Source organism: Bradyrhizobium sp. 22 (assembly GCF_000482425.1).
In the GTDB taxonomy this organism is placed as follows: domain Bacteria; phylum Pseudomonadota; class Alphaproteobacteria; order Rhizobiales; family Xanthobacteraceae; genus Bradyrhizobium; species Bradyrhizobium japonicum_B.
The window spans coordinates 2,535,516-2,555,296 of sequence record NZ_KI519399.1 but is presented as its reverse complement, the minus strand read 5'-3'; the positions used below and the strand labels follow the sequence as shown (position 1 = coordinate 2,555,296).

General features: G+C 65.3%; 17 protein-coding genes. 3 read left to right on the top strand and 14 right to left on the bottom strand.

The genetic code is table 11. From position 1 onward, the window contains the following. Positions 1-25 precede the first annotated feature (25 nt). On the top strand, positions 26-1,186 hold the full coding sequence (gene hpnH, locus K410_RS0113340; RefSeq protein WP_028135332.1) for an adenosyl-hopene transferase HpnH: 1,161 nt from the start codon (positions 26-28) through the stop codon (positions 1,184-1,186). Between the two features lie 1,358 nt (positions 1,187-2,544). Here hpnH and K410_RS0113330 read toward each other — a convergent pair. The 9 genes from K410_RS0113330 to K410_RS0113290 all read right to left on the bottom strand — a co-directional run bounded on the left by K410_RS0113330 (position 2,545) and on the right by K410_RS0113290 (position 9,962). Continuing rightward, positions 2,545-2,829 (bottom strand): hypothetical protein, encoded by a 285-nt coding sequence (locus tag K410_RS0113330; RefSeq protein WP_155253379.1) that lies wholly within the window; start codon positions 2,827-2,829, stop codon positions 2,545-2,547. Between the two features lie 109 nt (positions 2,830-2,938). After that, positions 2,939-3,328 (bottom strand): type II toxin-antitoxin system VapC family toxin, encoded by a 390-nt coding sequence (locus tag K410_RS0113325; protein ID WP_028135330.1) that lies wholly within the window; start codon positions 3,326-3,328, stop codon positions 2,939-2,941. Then, positions 3,315-3,590 carry an AbrB/MazE/SpoVT family DNA-binding domain-containing protein gene (locus K410_RS0113320; RefSeq protein ID WP_028135329.1) on the bottom strand — a complete coding sequence of 92 codons (276 nt, stop codon included), beginning with the start codon at positions 3,588-3,590 and terminating at the stop codon, positions 3,315-3,317. Before K410_RS0113320 ends, K410_RS0113325 begins: the two co-directional genes overlap by 14 nt. Before the next feature lie 185 nt (positions 3,591-3,775). Next, the gene (locus K410_RS0113315; protein ID WP_155253378.1) at positions 3,776-4,588 is read right to left on the bottom strand and encodes a phosphorylase; all 813 of its coding nucleotides are present in this window, start codon (positions 4,586-4,588) and stop codon (positions 3,776-3,778) included. Further along, positions 4,522-6,504 carry a squalene--hopene cyclase gene (gene shc, locus K410_RS0113310; protein ID WP_028135327.1) on the bottom strand — a complete coding sequence of 661 codons (1,983 nt, stop codon included), beginning with the start codon at positions 6,502-6,504 and terminating at the stop codon, positions 4,522-4,524. The genes K410_RS0113315 and shc overlap by 67 nt, the downstream gene beginning before the upstream one ends. Before the next feature lie 64 nt (positions 6,505-6,568). Further along, positions 6,569-7,825: a hydroxysqualene dehydroxylase HpnE gene (gene hpnE, locus K410_RS0113305; protein ID WP_028135326.1), complete on the bottom strand. Its 1,257-nt coding sequence runs from the start codon at positions 7,823-7,825 to the stop codon at positions 6,569-6,571. Continuing rightward, positions 7,825-8,664, bottom strand: a complete 840-nt coding sequence (gene hpnD / locus K410_RS0113300) for a presqualene diphosphate synthase HpnD (protein WP_028135325.1) — start codon at positions 8,662-8,664, stop codon at positions 7,825-7,827. The genes hpnE and hpnD overlap by 1 nt, the downstream gene beginning before the upstream one ends. After that, positions 8,654-9,538: a squalene synthase HpnC gene (gene hpnC / locus K410_RS0113295; RefSeq protein ID WP_028135324.1), complete on the bottom strand. Its 885-nt coding sequence runs from the start codon at positions 9,536-9,538 to the stop codon at positions 8,654-8,656. The genes hpnD and hpnC overlap by 11 nt, the downstream gene beginning before the upstream one ends. 190 nt (positions 9,539-9,728) lie before the next feature. Next, positions 9,729-9,962 carry a hypothetical protein gene (locus tag K410_RS0113290; protein WP_028135323.1) on the bottom strand — a complete coding sequence of 78 codons (234 nt, stop codon included), beginning with the start codon at positions 9,960-9,962 and terminating at the stop codon, positions 9,729-9,731. A gap of 461 nt (positions 9,963-10,423) precedes the next feature. Here K410_RS0113290 and K410_RS0113285 point away from each other — a divergent pair, with 461 nt between their 5' ends. Then, a complete protein-coding gene (locus tag K410_RS0113285; protein WP_028135322.1) occupies positions 10,424-10,921 on the top strand; it encodes a hypothetical protein in 498 nt (165 codons plus the stop codon). A gap of 165 nt (positions 10,922-11,086) precedes the next feature. Here the strand turns inward: K410_RS0113285 and K410_RS39475 are convergent, their stop codons facing one another. The 5 genes from K410_RS39475 to K410_RS0113260 all read right to left on the bottom strand — a co-directional run bounded on the left by K410_RS39475 (position 11,087) and on the right by K410_RS0113260 (position 17,769). Next, positions 11,087-11,260 carry a hypothetical protein gene (locus K410_RS39475; RefSeq protein WP_155253377.1) on the bottom strand — a complete coding sequence of 58 codons (174 nt, stop codon included), beginning with the start codon at positions 11,258-11,260 and terminating at the stop codon, positions 11,087-11,089. A 30-nt stretch (positions 11,261-11,290) separates the two neighbouring features. Next, positions 11,291-13,657, bottom strand: a complete 2,367-nt coding sequence (locus tag K410_RS0113275) for an efflux RND transporter permease subunit (protein ID WP_028135321.1) — start codon at positions 13,655-13,657, stop codon at positions 11,291-11,293. A gap of 207 nt (positions 13,658-13,864) precedes the next feature. Then, positions 13,865-14,650 (bottom strand): ethanolamine ammonia-lyase subunit EutC, encoded by a 786-nt coding sequence (gene eutC, locus K410_RS0113270; protein ID WP_028135320.1) that lies wholly within the window; start codon positions 14,648-14,650, stop codon positions 13,865-13,867. Then, complete coding sequence (locus K410_RS0113265; RefSeq protein ID WP_028135319.1) at positions 14,647-16,233, bottom strand: B12-binding domain-containing radical SAM protein; 1,587 nt, start codon at positions 16,231-16,233, stop codon at positions 14,647-14,649. Before K410_RS0113265 ends, eutC begins: the two co-directional genes overlap by 4 nt. Positions 16,234-16,386: 153 nt before the next feature. Further along, positions 16,387-17,769 carry an ethanolamine ammonia-lyase subunit EutB gene (locus tag K410_RS0113260; RefSeq protein WP_028135318.1) on the bottom strand — a complete coding sequence of 461 codons (1,383 nt, stop codon included), beginning with the start codon at positions 17,767-17,769 and terminating at the stop codon, positions 16,387-16,389. Positions 17,770-17,993: 224 nt separating this feature from the next. On the opposite strand from K410_RS0113260, the gene K410_RS0113255 reads away from it, so the two are divergent. After that, positions 17,994-19,733 (top strand): methyl-accepting chemotaxis protein, encoded by a 1,740-nt coding sequence (locus tag K410_RS0113255; protein WP_028135317.1) that lies wholly within the window; start codon positions 17,994-17,996, stop codon positions 19,731-19,733. Positions 19,734-19,781: the final 48 nt, after the last annotated feature.

The following is a 19,781-nucleotide window of genomic DNA, read 5'->3' as shown; positions in this document are numbered from 1 at the left end:
TCAAAAGCCCAGAAAGAAACTTGTAATGGCTATCCCGTTCTTCAAGGAAATGCGTATCGGCGGCTATTTGCTCAAGCAGAAACTGCTTGGCCGCAAGCGCTACCCGCTCGTGCTGATGCTGGAGCCGCTGTTTCGCTGCAACCTCGCCTGCGTCGGTTGCGGCAAGATCGATTATCCGGATGCGATCCTCAACCGCCGCATGACCGCGCAGGAGTGCTGGGACGCCGCCGACGAGTGCGGCGCGCCGATGGTCGCGATTCCCGGCGGCGAGCCGCTGATCCACAAGGAGATCGGCGAGATCGTGCGCGGCCTCGTCGCCCGCAAGAAGTTCGTCTCGCTGTGCACCAACGCGCTGCTGCTCGAGAAGAAGCTCGATCTGTTCGAGCCCTCGCCTTACCTGTTCTTCTCGGTGCATCTCGACGGCCTGCGCGACCACCACGACAAGGCGGTGTCGCAGAAGGGCGTGTTCGACCGCGCCGTCTCCGCGATCAAGGCGGCCAAGGCGCGCGGCTTCACCGTCAACGTCAACGCCACCATCTTCGACGGCCATCCGGCCGAGGAGATCGCCAAGTTCCTGGACCTCACCGTCGAGCTCGGCGTCGGCGTCTCGATGTCGCCGGGCTATGCCTATGAGCGCGCGCCGGACCAGGAGCACTTCCTCAACCGCACCAAGACCAAGAAGCTGTTCCGCGACGTCTTCGCCATGGGCAAGGGCAAGAAGTGGAACTTCATGCATTCCGGCCTGTTCCTCGACTTCCTCGCCGGCAACCAGGAATACGAGTGCACGCCGTGGGGCATGCCCGCGCGCAACATCTTCGGCTGGCAGAAGCCCTGCTATCTGCTCGGTGAAGGCTACGCCAAGACCTTCAAGGAGCTGATGGAGACCACCGACTGGGACAGCTACGGCACCGGCCGCTACGAGAAGTGCGCCGACTGCATGGCCCATTGCGGCTACGAGCCGACCGCGGCGACCGCCGCCCTCAACAACCCGCTGAAGGCAATGTGGGTGTCGCTGCGCGGCATCAAGACCTCGGGCCCGATGGCGCCGGAGATCGACATGAGCAAGCAGCGCCCGGCGCAGTACATCTTCTCCGAGCAGGTCCAGAAGAAGCTGTCCGAGATCCGCAAGGACGAAGCCGAGGCCGCGCAGGCGAAGGCCGCGCAGAAGGCTTCGACCGCGGCGTAAGCGCGGACGCACTCAATCTCACGACAAAGACCCGGCCGCGATCGCGACCGGGCCTTTTGCTTTGTACGGGCAAAGCCGCAAGGATGGGTCTCGGTGTCCCGGACGCGCTGCAGCGTGCAACGCTGCGGCGCAGAGCCGGGACCCAGCAGCCGCGCGCCGTATCGATGCATGGGCCCCGGCTCTGCAGCGCACCGCGCAAGTGCGCGCTGCGCTGCGTCCGGGGCACGAGTCGTGAGTGTATCGCTCTCTCCACGTCGTCATTGCGAGGAGCACGCGACAAAACTGCGGAGCAATCTTGCGCTGATGCGACGAAGCAATCCAGACTGTCACCACGGAAATATCCTGGATTGCTTCCGGCTTCGGCGGACAAGTCGCTGCGCTCGCAATGACGGAGTGGGCGGCACCGGCTTGCTCTTTCCATCGGCGCCCTCATCGCAGACACGCCTTCCCGTTCTCGCGACGCATTCGCCCGAGCTTTGCTGTTCGTTCGCGCCCTCGAAAGACCAGAAGGCGCAGGGAAGGCCGGGCGCCGGCGGCACCCGCAGATCCGTGCACAAGGAAAATGCACACGGGGGTGGATCACAGGTGTGCCGGCCGCCCGGCCTTCCCTGCGCGGATGGTTTTAACGGTGTCCTTCGTGCTCTCCTCGGGGAGCGTTGCACTATTGCCCCCGTCACCTCGCCGCCGATCGATGCACATGCCGGTTGGCTGCCGCATCACGGCGAGGTTTGACGCCAGAACCCCGGGCGTCGGGACCACACGACTTCTCCGTCCGCGGACGTCCCTGCCTCAGCATCCGGGGCCCGATGTGCGCGCCCCCGACCATCAACAAGACCGCTGTGACCGCGCCGTGTCGTAGCGCGCCGCGCATGACTCAACGGTCGCCCGTCCCCGTCACCGCCTCTCGCGCCGGCGCTACCGCGTCCACCGCACCCCGACCCGCATCTCGTGACGATCGCGAAGCGCCCCTCTGGCAGGGCCGGGATGAGCGCTCTATGCCACAAATCCGAAATTCGGTAAAGTAGAATATTTTTGCAAGGAGGGGTTGACGGGGTTTAGGGTGTTTTGCCCGACGCCTCGCGTGGACGAAACCGACTTCGCCCGGCCTGTCGACTATGTTTATATCAATCTGGTCAAGCAGAGGCTCGTCGACCGGGTCTGCGACTAGGCGCCGCCCCCGTTTCATCATCACGTGGAGCTTGGTAACTATCCTCTCGATTGGACCGGCGATCTGGCGGACGATGGCCGCGATTACGGAGAGCGGTGATCAGGACGGTTTCGCAAGGGCTCGACCCATCCCACGAAAATTGCCGTGTCTCACTTAAAAGGTGCAGTCTAGCACTGTCACCGTAATTCCTTTAGGTTCGGTTGGCATTGGAGCTAGCTCCTTTCACCTTGCCAACAGCCCTCAACCAGTCTTCCCACATTGCTGGATCGCTCGGAGACTTGTCGGTCCAGGTGGACCTTGAAAGGCCGCCAAGTAGTATGGCGATGTCGTCAGAATGCATTCCGCCACGGCGCCAATAGGCGTCAAGAAACTCCACCATCGCATCATATGCTTGCAACTCATCAAGATGCAGAACGGGGGTAATTTGGCGATCCATAGCGCTAAGCATATAGAAGGCGGCGTCGGAATGCGACACGCGCGTCAATCGGGGCAAATTTCAAGGTGAGACACTACTGATTTTTCGCTTCACCAAAGCCGGTAGGATGATTGAACTCTCTAACAAGCTGGCCGCCACCGTGATTGCGTCACCGTAGCTCCACCCCCTCATAGCCGGCATGTTTCGCCGCCTTGACGAGTTTGCGATCGAAAGTAACAAAGGCCTCGCAATGTCCGGATCTCGCCAGATGCAGCGCATCGGCGAAATCCATTCCTGTTTCGGCAAGGTCGAGCGCCACCGCAATCGTCGCGCCGTCCTCGACGGTGACGGTCGGAAGTCCGGCGAAGGCACGAAGCGCGTGCACAACGTCCGCGGCCCGATAGCCGTACGCGCTTCGCAGCACCCATTCGACTTCGAGCAGCACCGTGATGGGAACAAAGACGCTCTCGGCATCGATCAAGGCGCGGGCTCGCGCGGATTGGCCGACGTGATCCCCGGTCAGGTAGCGAACGATCAGATTGGTATCAATCGCGATCATACCGCCGCCTGGCTTCAGCAAGCACGCTTGCGTCCATTTCTTCGAGCGTCTTCGGCCTACCTCGATAATTCAAGACGCCGAACACCTCTTCCGGCCGCGTCGCCACAAAGGTCGGCGCAGGCTTCAACAGGACGCCCTCCGAAGTCTCCTCCACCGTCAGCCGCGTTCCGGCCTTCCAGTCACGCGCCTTGCGAATGACGCTGGGCAGGATGACCTGCCCCTTGGTGGAAACGACAGTGGTGAGCTTATCCGTATCGGCCATGGCCCGACCCTTCCGAGGTAAGACAAACGTAAGATAGGGGCGGATGGAGTTGGATTCAAGCCGCGGCTCTGCCGACGACGCCGCCTCGCTCCGAGGGCCGCCTGTGAGGACGATCTCGCAGCTCAAAACAAAGGCCCGGTCAAACGACCGGGCCTTTTCTATCTCAGCTTGTCGAAAGGCCCGCTTCACGCCGCCTTCGACACCAGCTCCTCGCTCTCGATCAGTTCGGTCCCGATCAGGTAATCGCGGCAGCCGCGCAAGCTTCGTAGCGCGCGGTTGAAGTCAATGCCGGTCGAGACCAGCGCGTGCAGGGTCGTCGGGTTGCGCGCGATGCCGCGCAGCACGGCGGCGAGGTCGATCTGGCCGTTCGGCTTGATGGCGGCGCGGGCGATCGCCGGCAGCGCGCGATGGGCGGGGTCGCTGATGACGCGAACCGCGGCAAAGGGCAGCCCGGCCTCAGTGGCGTAGGCGGCGGCGATGTGGCTTTCCATGTCGACCGCGGCGGCGCCCGTCTCCGAATGCAGTGCCGCCTTGCAGGCGCGCTTGGTGACCACCTCCTCGGCGCCGGCGAGGCTGCCACGCACGACGCGGCGGCGTCCCGACGTCAGGCGCTCAATCAAATCGTCGCCGAGCGAGAGCCCCGCGGCCCAGCGGGTGTCGCCGGAGAGCACCTCGGTCGCCAGCACGACGTCGCCGGAGCGCAGGCTCGGGTCGAGCCCGCCGGCGACGCCGAACGAGATCACGCCGCGAATCGTCTCGGGGTCCACGACGGTCAGAAGCGCCCGCAACTGAGTCGGGCTGCTGGATGAACAGATGACCGCCATTCCCGGCCCGGCCGCAATGCGGGCCTCCTGCACCAATCCGGTCACGATCAGTATCGGCCGCGGGTCGATGGCCTGACCCACGGTAAAATAGTCCCCCGTCCCCAAAGTCACATTCCGACCCCTACCACCCTGCTGTTGGTGTTCCGCAAGTTCCGATACCGCGCCAACGCCCACAGCGGAAAGAACTTTGGGTAACCATGATACCGCAGATAGAACACGCGGGGGAAGCCTGTGGCGGTGTACCGCTGCTCGTCCCACAGTCCTTTTTTGTTTTGTGTTGCAATCAGGTACTCCGCCCCGCGGGCGACGGCCGGGTGATCAACCTCGCCTGCCGCCATGAGGGCAAGCAAGGCCCATGCCGTTTGCGAGGCGGTCGAGGGGGCGGCCTCCCAGCCCTTGTAGTCCAGCCGGTAGCTGACGGCGTCCTCGCCCCAGCCGCCGTCCTTGTTCTGGATCGAGGTGAGCCAGGCAGCGGCTTTGCGAATCATGGGATCCCCGTGGTCGACGCCGGCCATGTTGAGGGCACAGAGCACCGACCAGGTTCCATAGATGAAGTTCATGCCCCAGCGGCCGTACCAGGACCCTTCGGGGTGCTGGGTCTTGCGCAGATAGGCGACGCCGTCGGCCACGTGCTTGCTGGTCGCCGCGGTCTCGCCGAGCTGGGCCAGCATCGAGATGCAGCGCGCCGTGACGTCCTCGGTCGGCGGATCGAGCAGCGCGCCATGGTCGGAGAACGGGATGTTGTTGAGGTAATATTCGAGATTGTTGACGTCGAAGGCGGCCCAGCCGCCGTCGTCGCTCTGCATGCCCTCGATCCACTCCCGGCCCCGGGCAATCGCGGCGTCGTAGCCGGTGGCGCCGTGCTCCCGGCGCATGCGGTCCATCGACATCACCACCACGGCGGTGTCGTCGAGGTCGGGGTAATGCGCGTTGTTATACTGGAACGCCCAGCCGCCCGGGCGCACGTCGGGCCGCTTCACCGCCCAGTCGCCCTTCAGCTCGAGCTCCTGCCTCGGGATCAGCCAGTCCAGGCCCTGCTTGGCCGCCGGCACCGCCTTGTCGCCGCCGGCCTCCAGCAGCGCATGCGCCGTCAGCGTCGTATCCCAGACCGGGGAGACGCAGGGCTGGCAATAGGCCTCGTCGTCGTGGATCACGAGCAGCTTGTCGATGCCCCGCCGCGTGACCGCGCGCGGCGGATAATTCTCATCCTTGCCGAGCGCGTCGTACATCATCACGATGTTGGCCATGGGCGGATAGATCGCGCCCATGCCGTCCTCGCCGTTGAGGCGCTCCTCGGTGAAGGCGAGCGCGGCGTCGATGGCGCGCTTGCGCAGGCTCTTGGGAAACAGCGGCTCGATCACGCGCAGGATCGCGTCGAGCGAACGAAAGAGCAGGAACCAAGCCAGGCTCTGATGCGGCGCCTTGGCGGTCATGCCGATCGAGCGCGGATCCTGCAGGAACAGTTCGTCGATGCCGATCCCGAGCGGATTCTTCGCGCGCGGCTTCAGCGCCGCGAGCACCATCAAGGGCACCATGGTGGTGCGCGCCCAATAGGAGATCTTGTTGAGGTGGAACGGCGACCAGAACGGCAGCAGCACGATCTCGATCGGCAGCACCGGCACCGCGCGCCAGGTCACCACGCCGTACATCGCAAGCAGGAAACGGGTGAAGACGTTGCTGTGAATCGCGCCACCGCGCGCGTGGATCGCCTCGCGCGCACGCACCATGTGCGGGGCGTCGACGGAATCGCCGATCATCTTCAGCGCGAAGTAGGCCTTCACGCTGGCGCTCATGTCGAACTCGCCGTCATGCACCAGCGGCCAGCCGCCATGGGCGCCCTGGATGCGGCGAAGATAATTGGCGATCTTGGCTTCGAGCACGGCGTCGACCGGCTCGGCGAGATAGTGGCGCAACAGGACGTATTCCGCCGGAATGGTGCAGTCGGCCTCGAGCTCGAACACCCAATGGCCGTCCGCCTGCTGGAAATCGAGGACGCCCTGCGTCGCCGACGCAATGCTCGATTCCAGGATGCCCGGTTGCAAGGTCCCCGGCTTCAGGGCTTCGCGGCTGGTCGCGTTCACGGAATCCATCTCGCTCGATTGCTCCGATAGTGGATCGAAATTGGCCGGGACGTTTGCCCGTCGGGGCCGCCTTTCAGGATGCTTTGGCGGCCAGAACCAGATCGGCGGCGCGATCTCCGGACCGGACCGATCCCTCGATGGTTGCAGGCAATCCCGTAGCAGTCCAATCCCCGGCAAGGAACAGGTTTTTCAGCGCGGTGACCGGCCCCGGGCGCAGGGCGTTCTGCGCCGGCGTCGCCGCAAATGTGGCGCGGCGCTCCCGCACGATCTGCCACGGTGGCAGCTCGCCGGACACGCCGCCGGCCTTGCAGACGTCGTTCCACACCGCCTGCGCGAGCTCCTCGCGCGGCATGTCGACCAGACGGTCGCCATTGCTGATGGTGACGGACAACCGGTTCGGGAACGCGAACAGCCATTCCACGATTCCGCCGATCACGCCGAGGATCGGCGCCGAACCCGGCGGCGGCGTGATGCGGAAATGCGCATTGACGATGGCGCGGAACTCGGTCGGCGTCTTCAGGCCCGGCAGCAGGCTGGCGGCCGCGCGCGGCGGCACCGCCATCACCACGACATCGCCCTCGCCGATCTGAATCACATCCTCGCCGCCGAAATTCAGCGCGCTGGCCTTGCCGTTGTTGCTCGCAAACGAACGCAGCTCATGGCCGAGCTGAACAATGTGGCCGCGTTCCTGCAAAAACTTCACCGCGGGCTCGATCAGCACGGCGCTGAGACCGTCGCGCGCGATCAGCGGACGGCAGGCCTGCCCGCCGGCCAGCAGCGTCTCGCGCACGATCGCGCCGGCCAGCCCCGCCGAGCCCTCGGGCGGATCGACGTTGAGGGCTGCGAGCAGCAGCGGCTGCACCAGGCGCTGGTAGAGCACGCCTTCGCAAGGAATCGACTTGCCGACCAATGTCTGTTCCGACGCCCAGATCAGCGGCGCCAGCTTCAGGTAATCGGCAAGGCCCGTGTCGGGCACGCGGCGGCTCTCGTCGAGCACCCAGGTCGGCAGCCGGCCGCTGCCGAGATCGATCTGCCAGCGCTGCCCGGTCTTGATGTCGACGAACGGAAACTGCGCGCTCTCCGGCCCGACCAGGCCCGCCTCGGTGCCGATCGCGCGCGCATAGGCCCGCGCATGGCTGTTGCCCGACAGCAGCAGATGATTGCCGTTGTCGATGGTGAGGTTGGTGGCGCCGTCGAAATAGGAGCGACAGCGGCCGCCGGCCTGGTGCGTCGCCTCGTGCACGGCGACCTTGAAGCCGGCATTGGCGAGCCGCACGGCGGCGGAGAGGCCGGAAATCCCGGCACCGATGATGTGAGCTGTCTTTTGCATCAGATGAAAGCGTAACGGAGCAGGATCGCGATGCGTGTGACCTTCGACACGCGCACCGGCTGGCGCGGCGCGTTGAAACCGCGCGCGATCAGCAGATCCAGAATGGAATGGTAATATTTCGACATGATCCGCGGCGCGCGCACGACGCGGCGCTTGTTGCGGTTCATGATCTCGTCCGACTTCTCGAAATGCGCCTTCGCACGCTGCGTCAGCGGCAGGCAGGCCTTCGGCAGCGCGCGCTCGGCGATCACGCGGTTCGGATCATCGGAGGTGATGCCGGCATGCAGCAGCGCCTCGCGCGGCAGATAGAGCCGGCCGAGGCCGGCGTCCTCGTCGATGTCACGCAGGATGTTGGTGAGCTGAAGCGCACGGCCCAGGTGATAGGCGAGCTGGATGCCGTCGTCCTCGGGCAGGCCAAAGACCCGCACCGACAGCCGTCCCACCGCGCTGGCGACGCGATCGCAATACAGATCCAGCGTCGCCATGTCGGGCGCGCGGATGTCCTGCGGCACGTCCATCTCCATGCCGTCGACGATCGCCAGGAAGTCCTCGCGCTTGAGGCCGAAGGTCTTCACCGAGGCGACGTAATCCTTCAGCCGCGGCGGCGGATTGCCCTGATAGAGCGCGTCGATGTCGTTGCGCCACTCTTGCAGCGCGGCGAGCCGCTCCTCGCGCGGACCGTCGGAATCGGCGATGTCGTCGACCTGGCGACAGAAGCTGTAGATCTGGAACATCGCTTCGCGCTGGTCATGCGGCAGGATGCGCATCGCGGCGTAGAACGAGCTGCCGGATGCGGTCGAGCCATAATCGGCGCCGGGCGAGGTCGCCTCAAGCGTCATGTGCGGTCCCCGGTCTGGACATGGCCTTGCGTCCCATCGCGCGGCGGCCGGCCTCACCGATCATCCCGGCAAGGCTGAAGACGAGCAGCTCGAACTTGTTCAGATGCACCCGCTCGCGCAGGGGATCGCGCACCTTCAAGAGGCGCACGATGCGGTCGGCATAGGCCTGGATCACCGCGACGTCGACGCCGAGGCGGAAATCCCGGATCTCGGCAGCCAGCGACCTGCCCTCGTCGAGCAGCGCTTCGTTGCGCGCGGCAAGCCCGTGCAGGCAGGCCAGCATCGCCGGCGGCGACTGCGACAGCCCGAGCTGCTCGGCCGAGGCACCGTGTGCGGCCAGCGCATCGCGCGGCAGATAGACGCGGTTGAGCTCGCGGAAATCCTTGCCGCAATCCTGCAGGTGGTTGTTGATCTGGAGCCCTGCGCAGAGCGCATCCGATGCGGCCCAGGTCGAGGTGCTCTCGCCGTGGACGTCGAGCATGAAGCGGCCGACCGGCATCGCCGAATAACGGCAATAGTGGATGACCTCGTCCCAGGTCTCGTAACGCAGCTTGGTCACGTCCATGCGGAACGCGGTCAGCACGTCCAGCGCATGGCGCGGCGCCATGCCGCGCTCGGCAAGCGCCCGCCGCAAGGCGACGGCCTCGGCCTGGCTATCGCCTTTGCCGAGCAGCTCGGCCTCGAGCAGGTCGAGATAGGCAAGCTTCTGGTCCGGCGCGAGCGTCGCATGGTCGGCGATGTCGTCGGCGGTGCGGACGAAATTGTAATAGGCCAGGATCAGGGCGCGATGACGCGGATGAATGATCCAGGACGCGACGGGAAAATTCTCGTCGCGGTCTCCCTTGCCGGATCGCAATTCGCTCGCAGAGGTCATCGAGGGCTGGCTTACAATCGTCTGGATGGAAAGGGCTTGTTCGCTCGCGGGCTCGTGCCGGCGATCCGCCGCGGCCCCCATATAGGGGAATACGGCCGCAAAACCAATCCTGTCTCTCGATGGCTGCCCTTGGTGAAAAGGGCCCGAAAAGGCGGCCCCGGGGCCGCCTTTTGTGGGCCAGTGGCCGAGCTTACTGGTTGTGGTTCTTCAGGACCTGGTCGCAGGCCTGCGAGATCTTGGAGCGGTTCTCCTTGAGGCAGGCCAGGATGGTGAAATCGCCCTGGTCGATGACCGGACGGCAGAACTTCTGCACGTCGCGGGTGCAGGCCTTCTGCTCGGCGTCCGTGCCGCGTCCTGCCTGGGCAAATGCCGCGGTCGAAAGGGAAGCCGACAGCAGGGTGAGAGCGACGAGTAGCTTACGCATTGTATTCCTTCATTCTGGCGGCAGAATCGCACCGGACCCGGACTGCACAGGGCGGACGACCGGAACGGCTTGTTCTGATGGCAAATCGCCGCGGACATAGCGGCTTTCAGAGAAGGCACAAGCACTGGCAAATGCGGCCAAATTGGCGCCGCGCCCACCAAATCAGGTCTTCCCTCGGCCTTGATTGACAGATGTAAGGGATTGATACTACGTCATAATTCAAGGCTGCGGTGTTTTAGTGCAGACCTGTTGCAGAGCTGCATCTCTGCATCCCGCCTTTGCCGCCGGAAACATGCCGAAACAGCGCAAATCGGCGGCTCCCGGGCTGGCGCGAGGCGTCGTGAATGGCCATCTCTGGCGGCCAGGCTTTGAACCTGCCACTGGCTCGGAGCACTAAACTTTCGATGTGGCGAGACGTTATCACGCGCAAGCGGGCGTCATTCTAAAACGGGATATTCGAGATGACATTCTTTGGGCGATCTGGACTGGCAATCAAGGCGGCCGGCATCGGGGCGGCGCTGCTCTTCTCGGTTTCGGCAGGCCACGCTCAGTCGTCCGGCCCGTTTGCCGGTTTCGACGGCGCATGGAGCGGCACCGGCACGGTGTCGCTGTCCGACGGCTCCACCGAGCGCATTCGCTGCAAGGCCGACTACAAGGTCGCCGGTAGCGGCCTCAACCTGAAGCAGGCCCTGCACTGCGCTTCCGACAGCTACAAGTTCGACCTCACCAGCGACGTGACGAGCCAGGGCGAGCGCATCTCGGGCAATTGGAGCGAGTCCAGCCGCAACATCTTCGGCAATCTCCAGGGCACCGCCGGCGGCGGCCAGATCGAGGTGTTCGTCGAGGCCAACGGCTTTGCCGCCAACCTCTCCCTCCGCACCAACGGCACCAAGCAAACCGTGCAGATCTCCTCCAAGGGCGAGATCCGCGGCGTCAACATCACCATGACGAAGAGCTGATCCCGTCCGGCTTGCGAAAGGATACGGCCCCCGGCTCTCGCGACCCGGGGGCTTTTTGCTGACATCGTTACGCCGAGGGCGACTTCAAGTTCAATCCGTATGGGGTCGTGCGGATCGACGCGTGAGCGGGACCATTGCGACCAGCAGTCCGTAGGCGCCCGCGCCTCAGACAAACAACAACGCAAACAGCACGAGCGATCCCTGCTGCACGGCAATGGCGAGCAAGACGGCGCCTGCCGCGGTCGCGGCCGCAAGTCCAAAGAGCACGCGCCGTCGCGGAAGCCGATCCGCAAGCCAGCCGACCGGGACCTGCAAGACCACGTTGCCGCCATTGAGCACGGCGCCGCCGTAGTGAAGACGCGATGACGATCAGATCGCGGGCTTGTCGGCCCCCTGCAGCCTGGCGTGCAGATTGATCAGCCACATCGCCGTCGGCCTGAGGATGAAGAGGTCGGCGACGAGGGCCATCACCATCGAGAAGGCGCTGAGCCAGCCGAACAGCCGCAGCGACGGCAGGTCGGAGAACACGGTGACGACGAGGCCGCAGGCCAGCACCACCGTGGTCAGGATCAGCGCCGGTCCGACCAGCACGGTCGCCCGCTCCACCGCGAGCGCAGAGCCGACCCCCGGCCGGTTCTCCAGGCGCAGGCGGTTGAGGAAGTGGATGGTGGCACTGAGGCCGAGGCCGAACGAGACCGTGAGCGCCACGACGCTGGCGAATTGCAGCCCCTCGCCCATCGCCCACAGCACCGTGCCCGACATCACCACGGGGAAGATGCCCGGCAGGATGCAGGCGAGCGTCACCACCCAGGAGCGGAACGCGAGGCCGATGAAGATAGCGACCAGCGCGAACTCGATCGTGAGGCCATGGTTCAGCTTCTCGATCATGCTGGCCGAGTTGCGGGCCGCAATCGCAGCCAGGCCCGTCACCGCAATTTCGTAGCCGGGATGCTTCTTGCGGACGGCGTCGAGCTCGCTGTCGAGCTTGTCGACGATCGGCAGCAGCTGGCTGGAATCCTTGTCCGGCACGCGGCCGGCGACCACGACGGCGTCCTGCTCGGCGTCGATGAAGCGCCGCACCAGATGCTCGGGGATGACGCTGACATATTCCTTCAGCGTCGCGACGTCGCCGCTGCCGGCCTTTTCCGCCAGCCAGCGGCGCAGCGTCTCCAGCGACCACACGTTGCCGACCCCGGCGGATTTCTCGACCGTCGCGTGCACCTCCGCGATGGTCTGAAGCGTTTCCGGCGAATAGAGCGATTGCCCCTTCGGAAACGCGATCAGCACGTTGACCGGATTGGCGCCGGTGAGCTTGGCGTCCAGCCGGTCGCTGGCGGCGACCGCCTGGCGCTTGTCCGGCACCTGGTCGGCGAGCCGGTAGCGCGGCTCCAGATTGGCGTAGATGACGCCGAGGCCGCCGACGAACAGCACGGCGATCAGGCTGAACAGGCCGGGCCGGCCCACCATGCGCACGGCGATCCAGTAGCAGAAATTGCGCAGCGCCTGGACGCCGGCATCCGCGCCCTGGAACTTGACCGCAAACACCTTCTCGTTGCGCACGAACAGCACGCCGAACACCGGCACCAGCGACAGCACCGCGACCAGCGCGATGATGGTGGCGGCGAGCCCGGCCTCGCCGAACTTGCGGATCAGGTCGGAGTCGGAGAATTGCAGCGCGATGAAGGAAATGCCGGCGGTGCCGTGCGTCAGCACGCAGGCGGGTCCCACCACCAGCACGGCGTTCTTGAAGGCGGTGAACTTGTCCTGGCCCGCGATCAGCCGGTCACGCGCGGCGAAGGTGAGCTGCATCGAGTCCGAGAAGCTGATCACCATGATGAGCGGCGTCATCACGTTCAGGAACATGTTGAGGTTGAAATTGGCCCAGCCGAGCGCGCCGAGCGCCAGCAGGATCGCGATCATCGGCGGGAACGCCGCCGCGATCATGAAAGAGACCTTGCGGAAGAAGATGATGGCTATGATGCAGCCGGCGAGAATGCCGAGGATGTTGTAGGTCAGCCCGTCGCGCTCGACCGCGTTGCGGATCTCGAGCTGCATCACCGGAACGCCGGAGAGCTGCACGTTGAGCCCGGTGTCGCCGAGACTCTCCTTCATCAGCGCACGGATGTCGGCCACGGTCTTGGTCAGCTTGTTGGAGGCGACGACCTCCGGATCGAGCGACAGCACGATGAGCGCCAGCGTCCCGTCTTCCGACAACAGCTTGCCGCGGATGATCTCGTTGTTCTTGACCGTCTCGATGAACTTGTCGTAGTCGGCGCCTTCGGGCAGCCCGGCCGGGAACAAAGCCGCCGGCAGCTTGCCCGGGGCCGGCGCCTGGCGCGCCGAGAACAGCGAGACCAGCCCGCGCGTGCCGTCGACCAGCTGCAAGTCGGTGACGAAGTCGCGCAGCTTCTCCAAATTGTCGCGCGCCAGCAGGTTCTTGCCCTCGACCACGACAAGGACGTCGAATTCCTCGGCCGGGAACTTCTTCGTCACCTCTTCATACTGTTTGAATTCGCGGGTATCGGAGCGAAACAGCTGCGACAGCGAATCGTCGATCTTGATCCGGTGGATGCCGAACACGGCGCCGATGATCAGCGCGACCAGGACGATGCAGGAGACGATCGGCGCCCGGACGGCGATCAGTCCGAGCCGCTCCAGCCCGAAGGCGATCGAGGACGTAGGTCCCTGCTCGACCTTGTCGACATGAACCTCATTCTCGCTGTGCTTTTCGAGCATGCCTTGTCCAGTTCCTAAATCATCGGTCTTGAGAGCTTATTGCGCTCCGCGAGCGGCTTGAAAACGCCATACCAATGGGAGGCTTGCCCTTTGAAAATGCGCGGAAAATCGCCGCGAGGGGTTTAGCAGGTCAATTGCCCCTCTCGCAAGCCAGCGAAGTGTGGGCGAATCGATCAAGATGCGGCGATTTCGGGCCCTTGCCGCGGGTCACCCGGGCGAGAATGTGCCAATTCGACGCGGCGCGCGGTCCGCGCTCTCGTCCTTCAGCGCCACGCCGCTGACCCGCCGGGCCAGCCCCTCGCGGACCAGCCAGGCGATCTTGAAGGCGGCCTCGTCATAGCTGAGCCCGGCGTGGTGGATATTCGAGACGCAATTGCGCTCGGCATCGCTGCGGCCGGGCTTCGGCGCGAAGGTCAGATAGGCGCCGAGACTGTCCGGCGCCGACAGTCCGGGCCGCTCGCCGATCAGCATCACGACCATGCGCGCGCCGAGAATAGCGCCGATCTCGTCGCCGAGCGCAACGCGCGCGCCTGAGGCGACGACGACTTGGCTGACGACGACGGCATCGGCTTCCGCGAGCAACGGCAGCAGGCGCCCCACTAGGGCCGCCGCATGGGCGTGAACCGCCGCCGCGGACAGCCCGTCGCCGATCACCAGCGCAAGCTGGCATGGCGCGGAAGCCGCTCGCTTCAACACCTCGACCGAGCCGGGCTCGAGCCGTCGCCCCAGATCCGGCCGCCGCAGATAATCCCTGCGGTCGACCGCCTGGCTCCTCGCCTCGGTGACGTCGAGGCCGAGGCCACGAAGATCGGCAACCAGCCCCGACGCATCGAAGGCGGCATGCACGGCATCGCGGGCGCGGGCATGGTCGAGCGTGAAATCGAGCAGCGCCCTGGTCGGCACGCTTGCACCGGTGCGGCCCAGCGCGACGCGCGCAGGCGTGAACGACCTGAGGTCGATGGTTGGGCGGGCCGGAACCGACGGGTCGCTCATTCGGCCGGAACGGCGGCCTCGCGCAGCCGGATCGAATAGTTCGAGGCGTTCTGCCTGCCGCTGGAGGCCGCGCGCGCAAAGGTGATGAGATGATGCGCGACCAGCGTGCATCCGATCAGGCCTTCGAGATCACCGCGCATGATGCGTCCCAGTGCGAACTTCCAGAACACGCGCCTGTAGTCGCCGAGCACGCCGACCTTCCAGAAGATGTTGCGCAGCATGACGAGACCGCGACGGATGTTGGGCCAGGTCTTCATCTCGTCCGACACCGGCACCTTGAGACGGTTCGTGTAAACATGATCGCACTGATGCTGGTAGCGAGCGTAGACCTTGTCCGGCGCGTAGGCGACAGCCATGGCCTGCTTCCAGGACGCGACGACCTCGTCATAGGGCAGCAGGAAGTCGACGTTGGAATCGCGGCCGTCGTCGTGGATCAGGCGGCCCTCGCGCTCGAGCCGGTCCCACAGCGGCGTCTTCGGCAGCGCCTGCAGCAGGTTGATGGTGAGCAGCGGAATCCGGGACTCCTCGACGAAGGCGAGCAGCGCCTCCGACGTATTCGGCTTGTCGGTGTCGAGCCCCATGATGATGCCGGACACGACCTCCATGCCATAGGAGTTGATGGTGCGCACGCCCTCCAGGATCGGGACCATCATGTTGTGGTCCTTCTGCATCGCCTTCAGCGCATCGGGATCCGGCGTCTCGATGCCGCAGAAGATGGTGACGAAATAGGCTTCGCGCATCTTCTCGAGGATCTCGGGCCGCTTGGCGATGTTGAGCGTCGCCTCGCAGGCGAGCCGGACCACGTAGCCGGTCCGCTTCTGCCATTCGACCAGATGAGGCAACAGGTCCAGCGCCGCCTTGCGGTTGCCGATGAAATTGTCGTCGACGAAATAGACCGTGTCGGTCATGCCGCATTCGCGCAGGCGGTCGAGCTCGGCGATGATCTGCTGCGGCGTCTTGATGCGCGGGTTGCGACCGTAGAGGCCGGGGATGTCGCAGAACTCGCACTGATAGGGACAGCCACTGGAATATTGGATGCTGCCGAGAAAATACTTCTTCACGTCGGCAAGCTCGTAGGCAGGGATCGGAAACTCCGTCATCGGCACGCGATCCTTGGTGGTCAGCACGACCTGGCTCTCGGGACGAGAGGTGTCGCGCGACAGGATCTCGATCAGCTGGTTGGTGGCATCGCCGAGTTCGCCGACATGGAGATAATCGAACGAGGGATAATAATCCGGGCAGGCGCTGACGGAGGGGCCGCCAAGCGCGACCGGAAGGTCGAATTCATGCGCGCGGCGGCAGATGTCGTTCATCTGCTGGCGCTGGATGTGCATGCCGCTGACGAAGACCGCCTCGGCCCATTCGAACTCCTCCCTGGTCGTGCGGCGGAGATTCTCGTCAACGAATCTGACCTGCCACTCTTTCGGAAGGTAAGCGGAGATCAGCAGCAGTCCCTGCGGCGGCATGAAGGCTCGGACGCCATCGGTCAGGGGATAGGAATGCTCGAACGTACCGAAGGACGAGGTGTAGCGCGGAAATACACAGAGGATCCGCCGGGACGTTCCGTTACTTTCAGCTCGCATCTAAGCTCCCCCGCCACGACCTGGTTGCGGAAATTGCCAGCCAGACACATAGCGTAATGCTGCAGCCGGAATTTCTCAATATTGTGGCATAAGCATAATTCCTGGGAGCGCCGATGGTTTCCTGGCGCAGCAAGTTTGGCGCTTCGCGCCGCCTTACGCGATCAGGCGCGAGGCAAAATCGGGCAGCAGGCCCGCATCGCCGGCAATCCGGAAATCGGCGCCGGTGATGCCCGACCGCGCCAGCCAATCGTCGAATTCCGGCGCGCGGCGCAGACCGAAGACGTCTCGGACATAGAGCGCGTCGTGAAAAGACGTCGACTGGTAGTTCAGCATGACGTCGTCGGCGCCGGGGACGCCCATGATGAAGGTGACGCCGGCAGTGGCGAGCAGCGTCAGCAGGTTGTCCATGTCGTCCTGGTCCGCCTCGGCGTGGTTGGTGTAGCAGATGTCGACCCCGAGCGGCAGGCCGAGCAGCTTGCCGCAGAAATGATCCTCCAGCCCGGCGCGGATGATCTCCTTGCCGTCATAGAGATATTCCGGGCCGATGAAGCCGACCACGCTGTTGACCAGGAGCGGGGCAAAGGCGCGGGCGACCGCATAGGCGCGTGCCTCGCAGGTCTGCTGGTCGACGCCATGATGGGCGCCCGCCGACAGCGCCGAGCCCTGGCCGGTCTCGAAATACATCACGTTCTGACCGACGGTGCCGCGCCTCAGCGACAGGCCGGCCTGCTGCGCCTCCTTCAGCAGCGCAAGGTCGACGCCGAAGCTGCGGTTGGCGGCCTCGGTGCCGGCGACCGACTGGAAAACGAGATCGACCGGCACGCCCTGCCCGATCAGCGACAGCGTCGTGGTGACGTGGGTCAGCACGCAACCTTGCGTCGGAATCGCCAGCCGCGCGATGATCTCGTCGAGCAGGCGCAGCAATCGCGCGATCACAGCCGGATCATCGCTGGCCGGATTGATGCCGATGCAGGCATCGCCCGCCCCGAGCAGGATGCCGTCGAGGATCGAGGCGGTGATGCCCCTGGCATCGTCGAACGGATGGTTGGGCTGCAGCCGCGTGCTCATCCGCCCCTTCAGGCCGATGGTGTTGCGGAAGGCGGTGGTGACCTCGCATTTGCGCGCCGCCAGGATCAGATCCTGGTTGCGCATCAGCTTCGACACTGCCGCCGCCATCTCCGGCGTGATGCCGCCCGCCAGCCTGCGCAGGACCTCGGGCGTTGCGGCATCCGACAACAGCCAGTCGCGGAAGGCCCCAACCGTCAGGGATGCCACCGGCGCGAAGGCCGTCGCATCATGGCTGTCGATGACGAGGCGGGTGACCTCGTCGGCCTCATAGGGGATGACCGCCTCCTGCAGGAATCGGGCGAGCGGGACGTCGGCCAGCGCCATCCGGGCCGCGATCATCTGCTCGGCGCTGTCGGCGGCGATCCCGGCCAGCCGGTCGCCGGAGCGCGGCGGGGTCGCCTTGGCCAGGAGATCGCGCAGGTCCGGAAACGTGTGGGTCGTGGCGTCGATGGTGTGGCGGTAGGCCAAGGCCCTCTCCGGAGTTCGTCGGCCGCTGGCCGAGTCCAAGACGATCCGGAGACTATATCTTCGGATCAAGACACTGAAATATCTTAGCTTTCCTTCGACCAATGGCCAACAGGGCCGACCGGCGTGTTAACGCGGCGTCCATCTTCGTCCTGCATAGTTTTGCATCAATTCTGCACGCCCTCGTTCACCGGCCGTTTCAGGCCATTCCGGGCCCCCTGAGTACCATGACATCAGACCGATCTGGGAATGCCGCCAAGCTGGCGGGCCGTTTCACGCTTGCCACCAAGCTCTACGCGATCTTCGCGCTGTTCGCGCTGCTCACGGCGGCGATCGCCGTGCTGTCCGACTACAACAGCCGCCGCAGCACCGACCTGACCAACGCGATCGAGACGGCGAATGCCGCCGCGCTGAACGTCGAGCGGGTCAACTCGCTGGTCTATGCGGTCGTGATGGAATCGCGCGGCGTCTACATGTCGACCGAGCCCGCCGTGGTGAAGAAATACGGCGATGGCCTGCTCAAGTTCAACGCGCAGATTCTGGACGTCGTGAAGCGCTGGGAGACCATCGTCAAGGCCGACGATGCCGAGCAGTTCGCCACCTTCAAGAAGCGCATCGAGCAATTCGTCGAGTTCCGCAAGGAACTGGTGCGGCGCGGCGTCGAGATCAATGCGGCCGCGGGGCGCGAATGGGGCGACAACGACGCCAACCGCGCCGTGCGCTCGGCGCTGAACAAGGATCTCGAGGCGCTGTCCAAGGTCTATGCCGAGCGCGCCAGGCAGATCGCGCAGCAGACCGAGGCCAACCACGGATTGTCCTTGGTGCTGACCTGCCTCGGCGGCGTGGCGCTGGCCCTGGTCGTGATCGGCATCGTCATCATCGCGCGCTCGATCGCCCGGCCGCTCGCCGCGATCACCGCGACGATCAAGCAGGTCGCCGATGGCACCGACGACGTCGTGGTGCCGCACAGTGGCCGCGCCGACGAGATCGGCGCGCTCGCCCGCGCGATCCAGGTCTTTCAGGAAGCCATGCGCCGCAACCGCAACCTCGCCTCTCAGGTCTCGCAGGACTCCGCCGCCCGCGAGGAGCGCGCCCGCCACATCGAACGATCCTTCGAGCAGTTTCGCGAGGCGATCGGCGCGATCATGCGCGGCCTCAGCGACAACGCCTCCGTCATGCGCCAGACCGCGCAGACCATCACCCGCGTCACCGCGGATGCGAACAGCCGCGCCGGCACGGCGGCCAACGCCACCGCGCAAGCCGCGCACAACGTCACCGCGGTGGCGGGCGCGGCAGAGGAACTGTCCGCCTCGGTGGTGGAGATCGGCCGCCAGGTGCGGCAGAGCGCCGGCGCGGTCGAGCAGACCGGCCAGCGCACCGAGAAGTCGATCTCCGAGATCGAGAGCCTCGCCGCGGCCACGCAGCGCATCGACGGCGTGCTCAACCTGATCCAGGCCATCGCCGAGCAGACCAACCTGCTGGCGCTCAACGCCACCATCGAAGCCGCGCGCGCCGGCGATGCCGGCCGCGGCTTTGCCGTGGTCGCCCATGAAGTGAAGGCACTCGCGGGCCAGACCGCCAAGGCCACCGCCGAGATCAGCGAGAACGTCGCGATGATCCAGTCCTCGACCCGCAACGCGGTCGACGCCGTGCGCGAGATCGGCGGCGCGGTGCGCGAGATCAACGAGGTCACCTCGGCGATCGCCGGCGCCGTCGGTCAGCAGGACGCCGCCACGCGCGAGATCTCGTCCAACGCGCAGAGCGCAGCGCAAGGCAACGCGACGCTGGTCGCCAACATCACCTCGCTGCGCGACGCCATCGGCGAGACCGACACGGCCGCAGCCTCGGTGCTGAGTGCGGCGGGCAGCGTGGCCGAGACCGCGGACACGCTGTCGCGCGAGGTGGAGAAATTCTTCCAGAATTTGCGTGCGGGGTCGGAAGACGGGCGCATCGCCAAGGCGGGATGACCGCGCAATCGGACCACAGCGTTCGCCTGAGCAATTCGCCGGCATGAA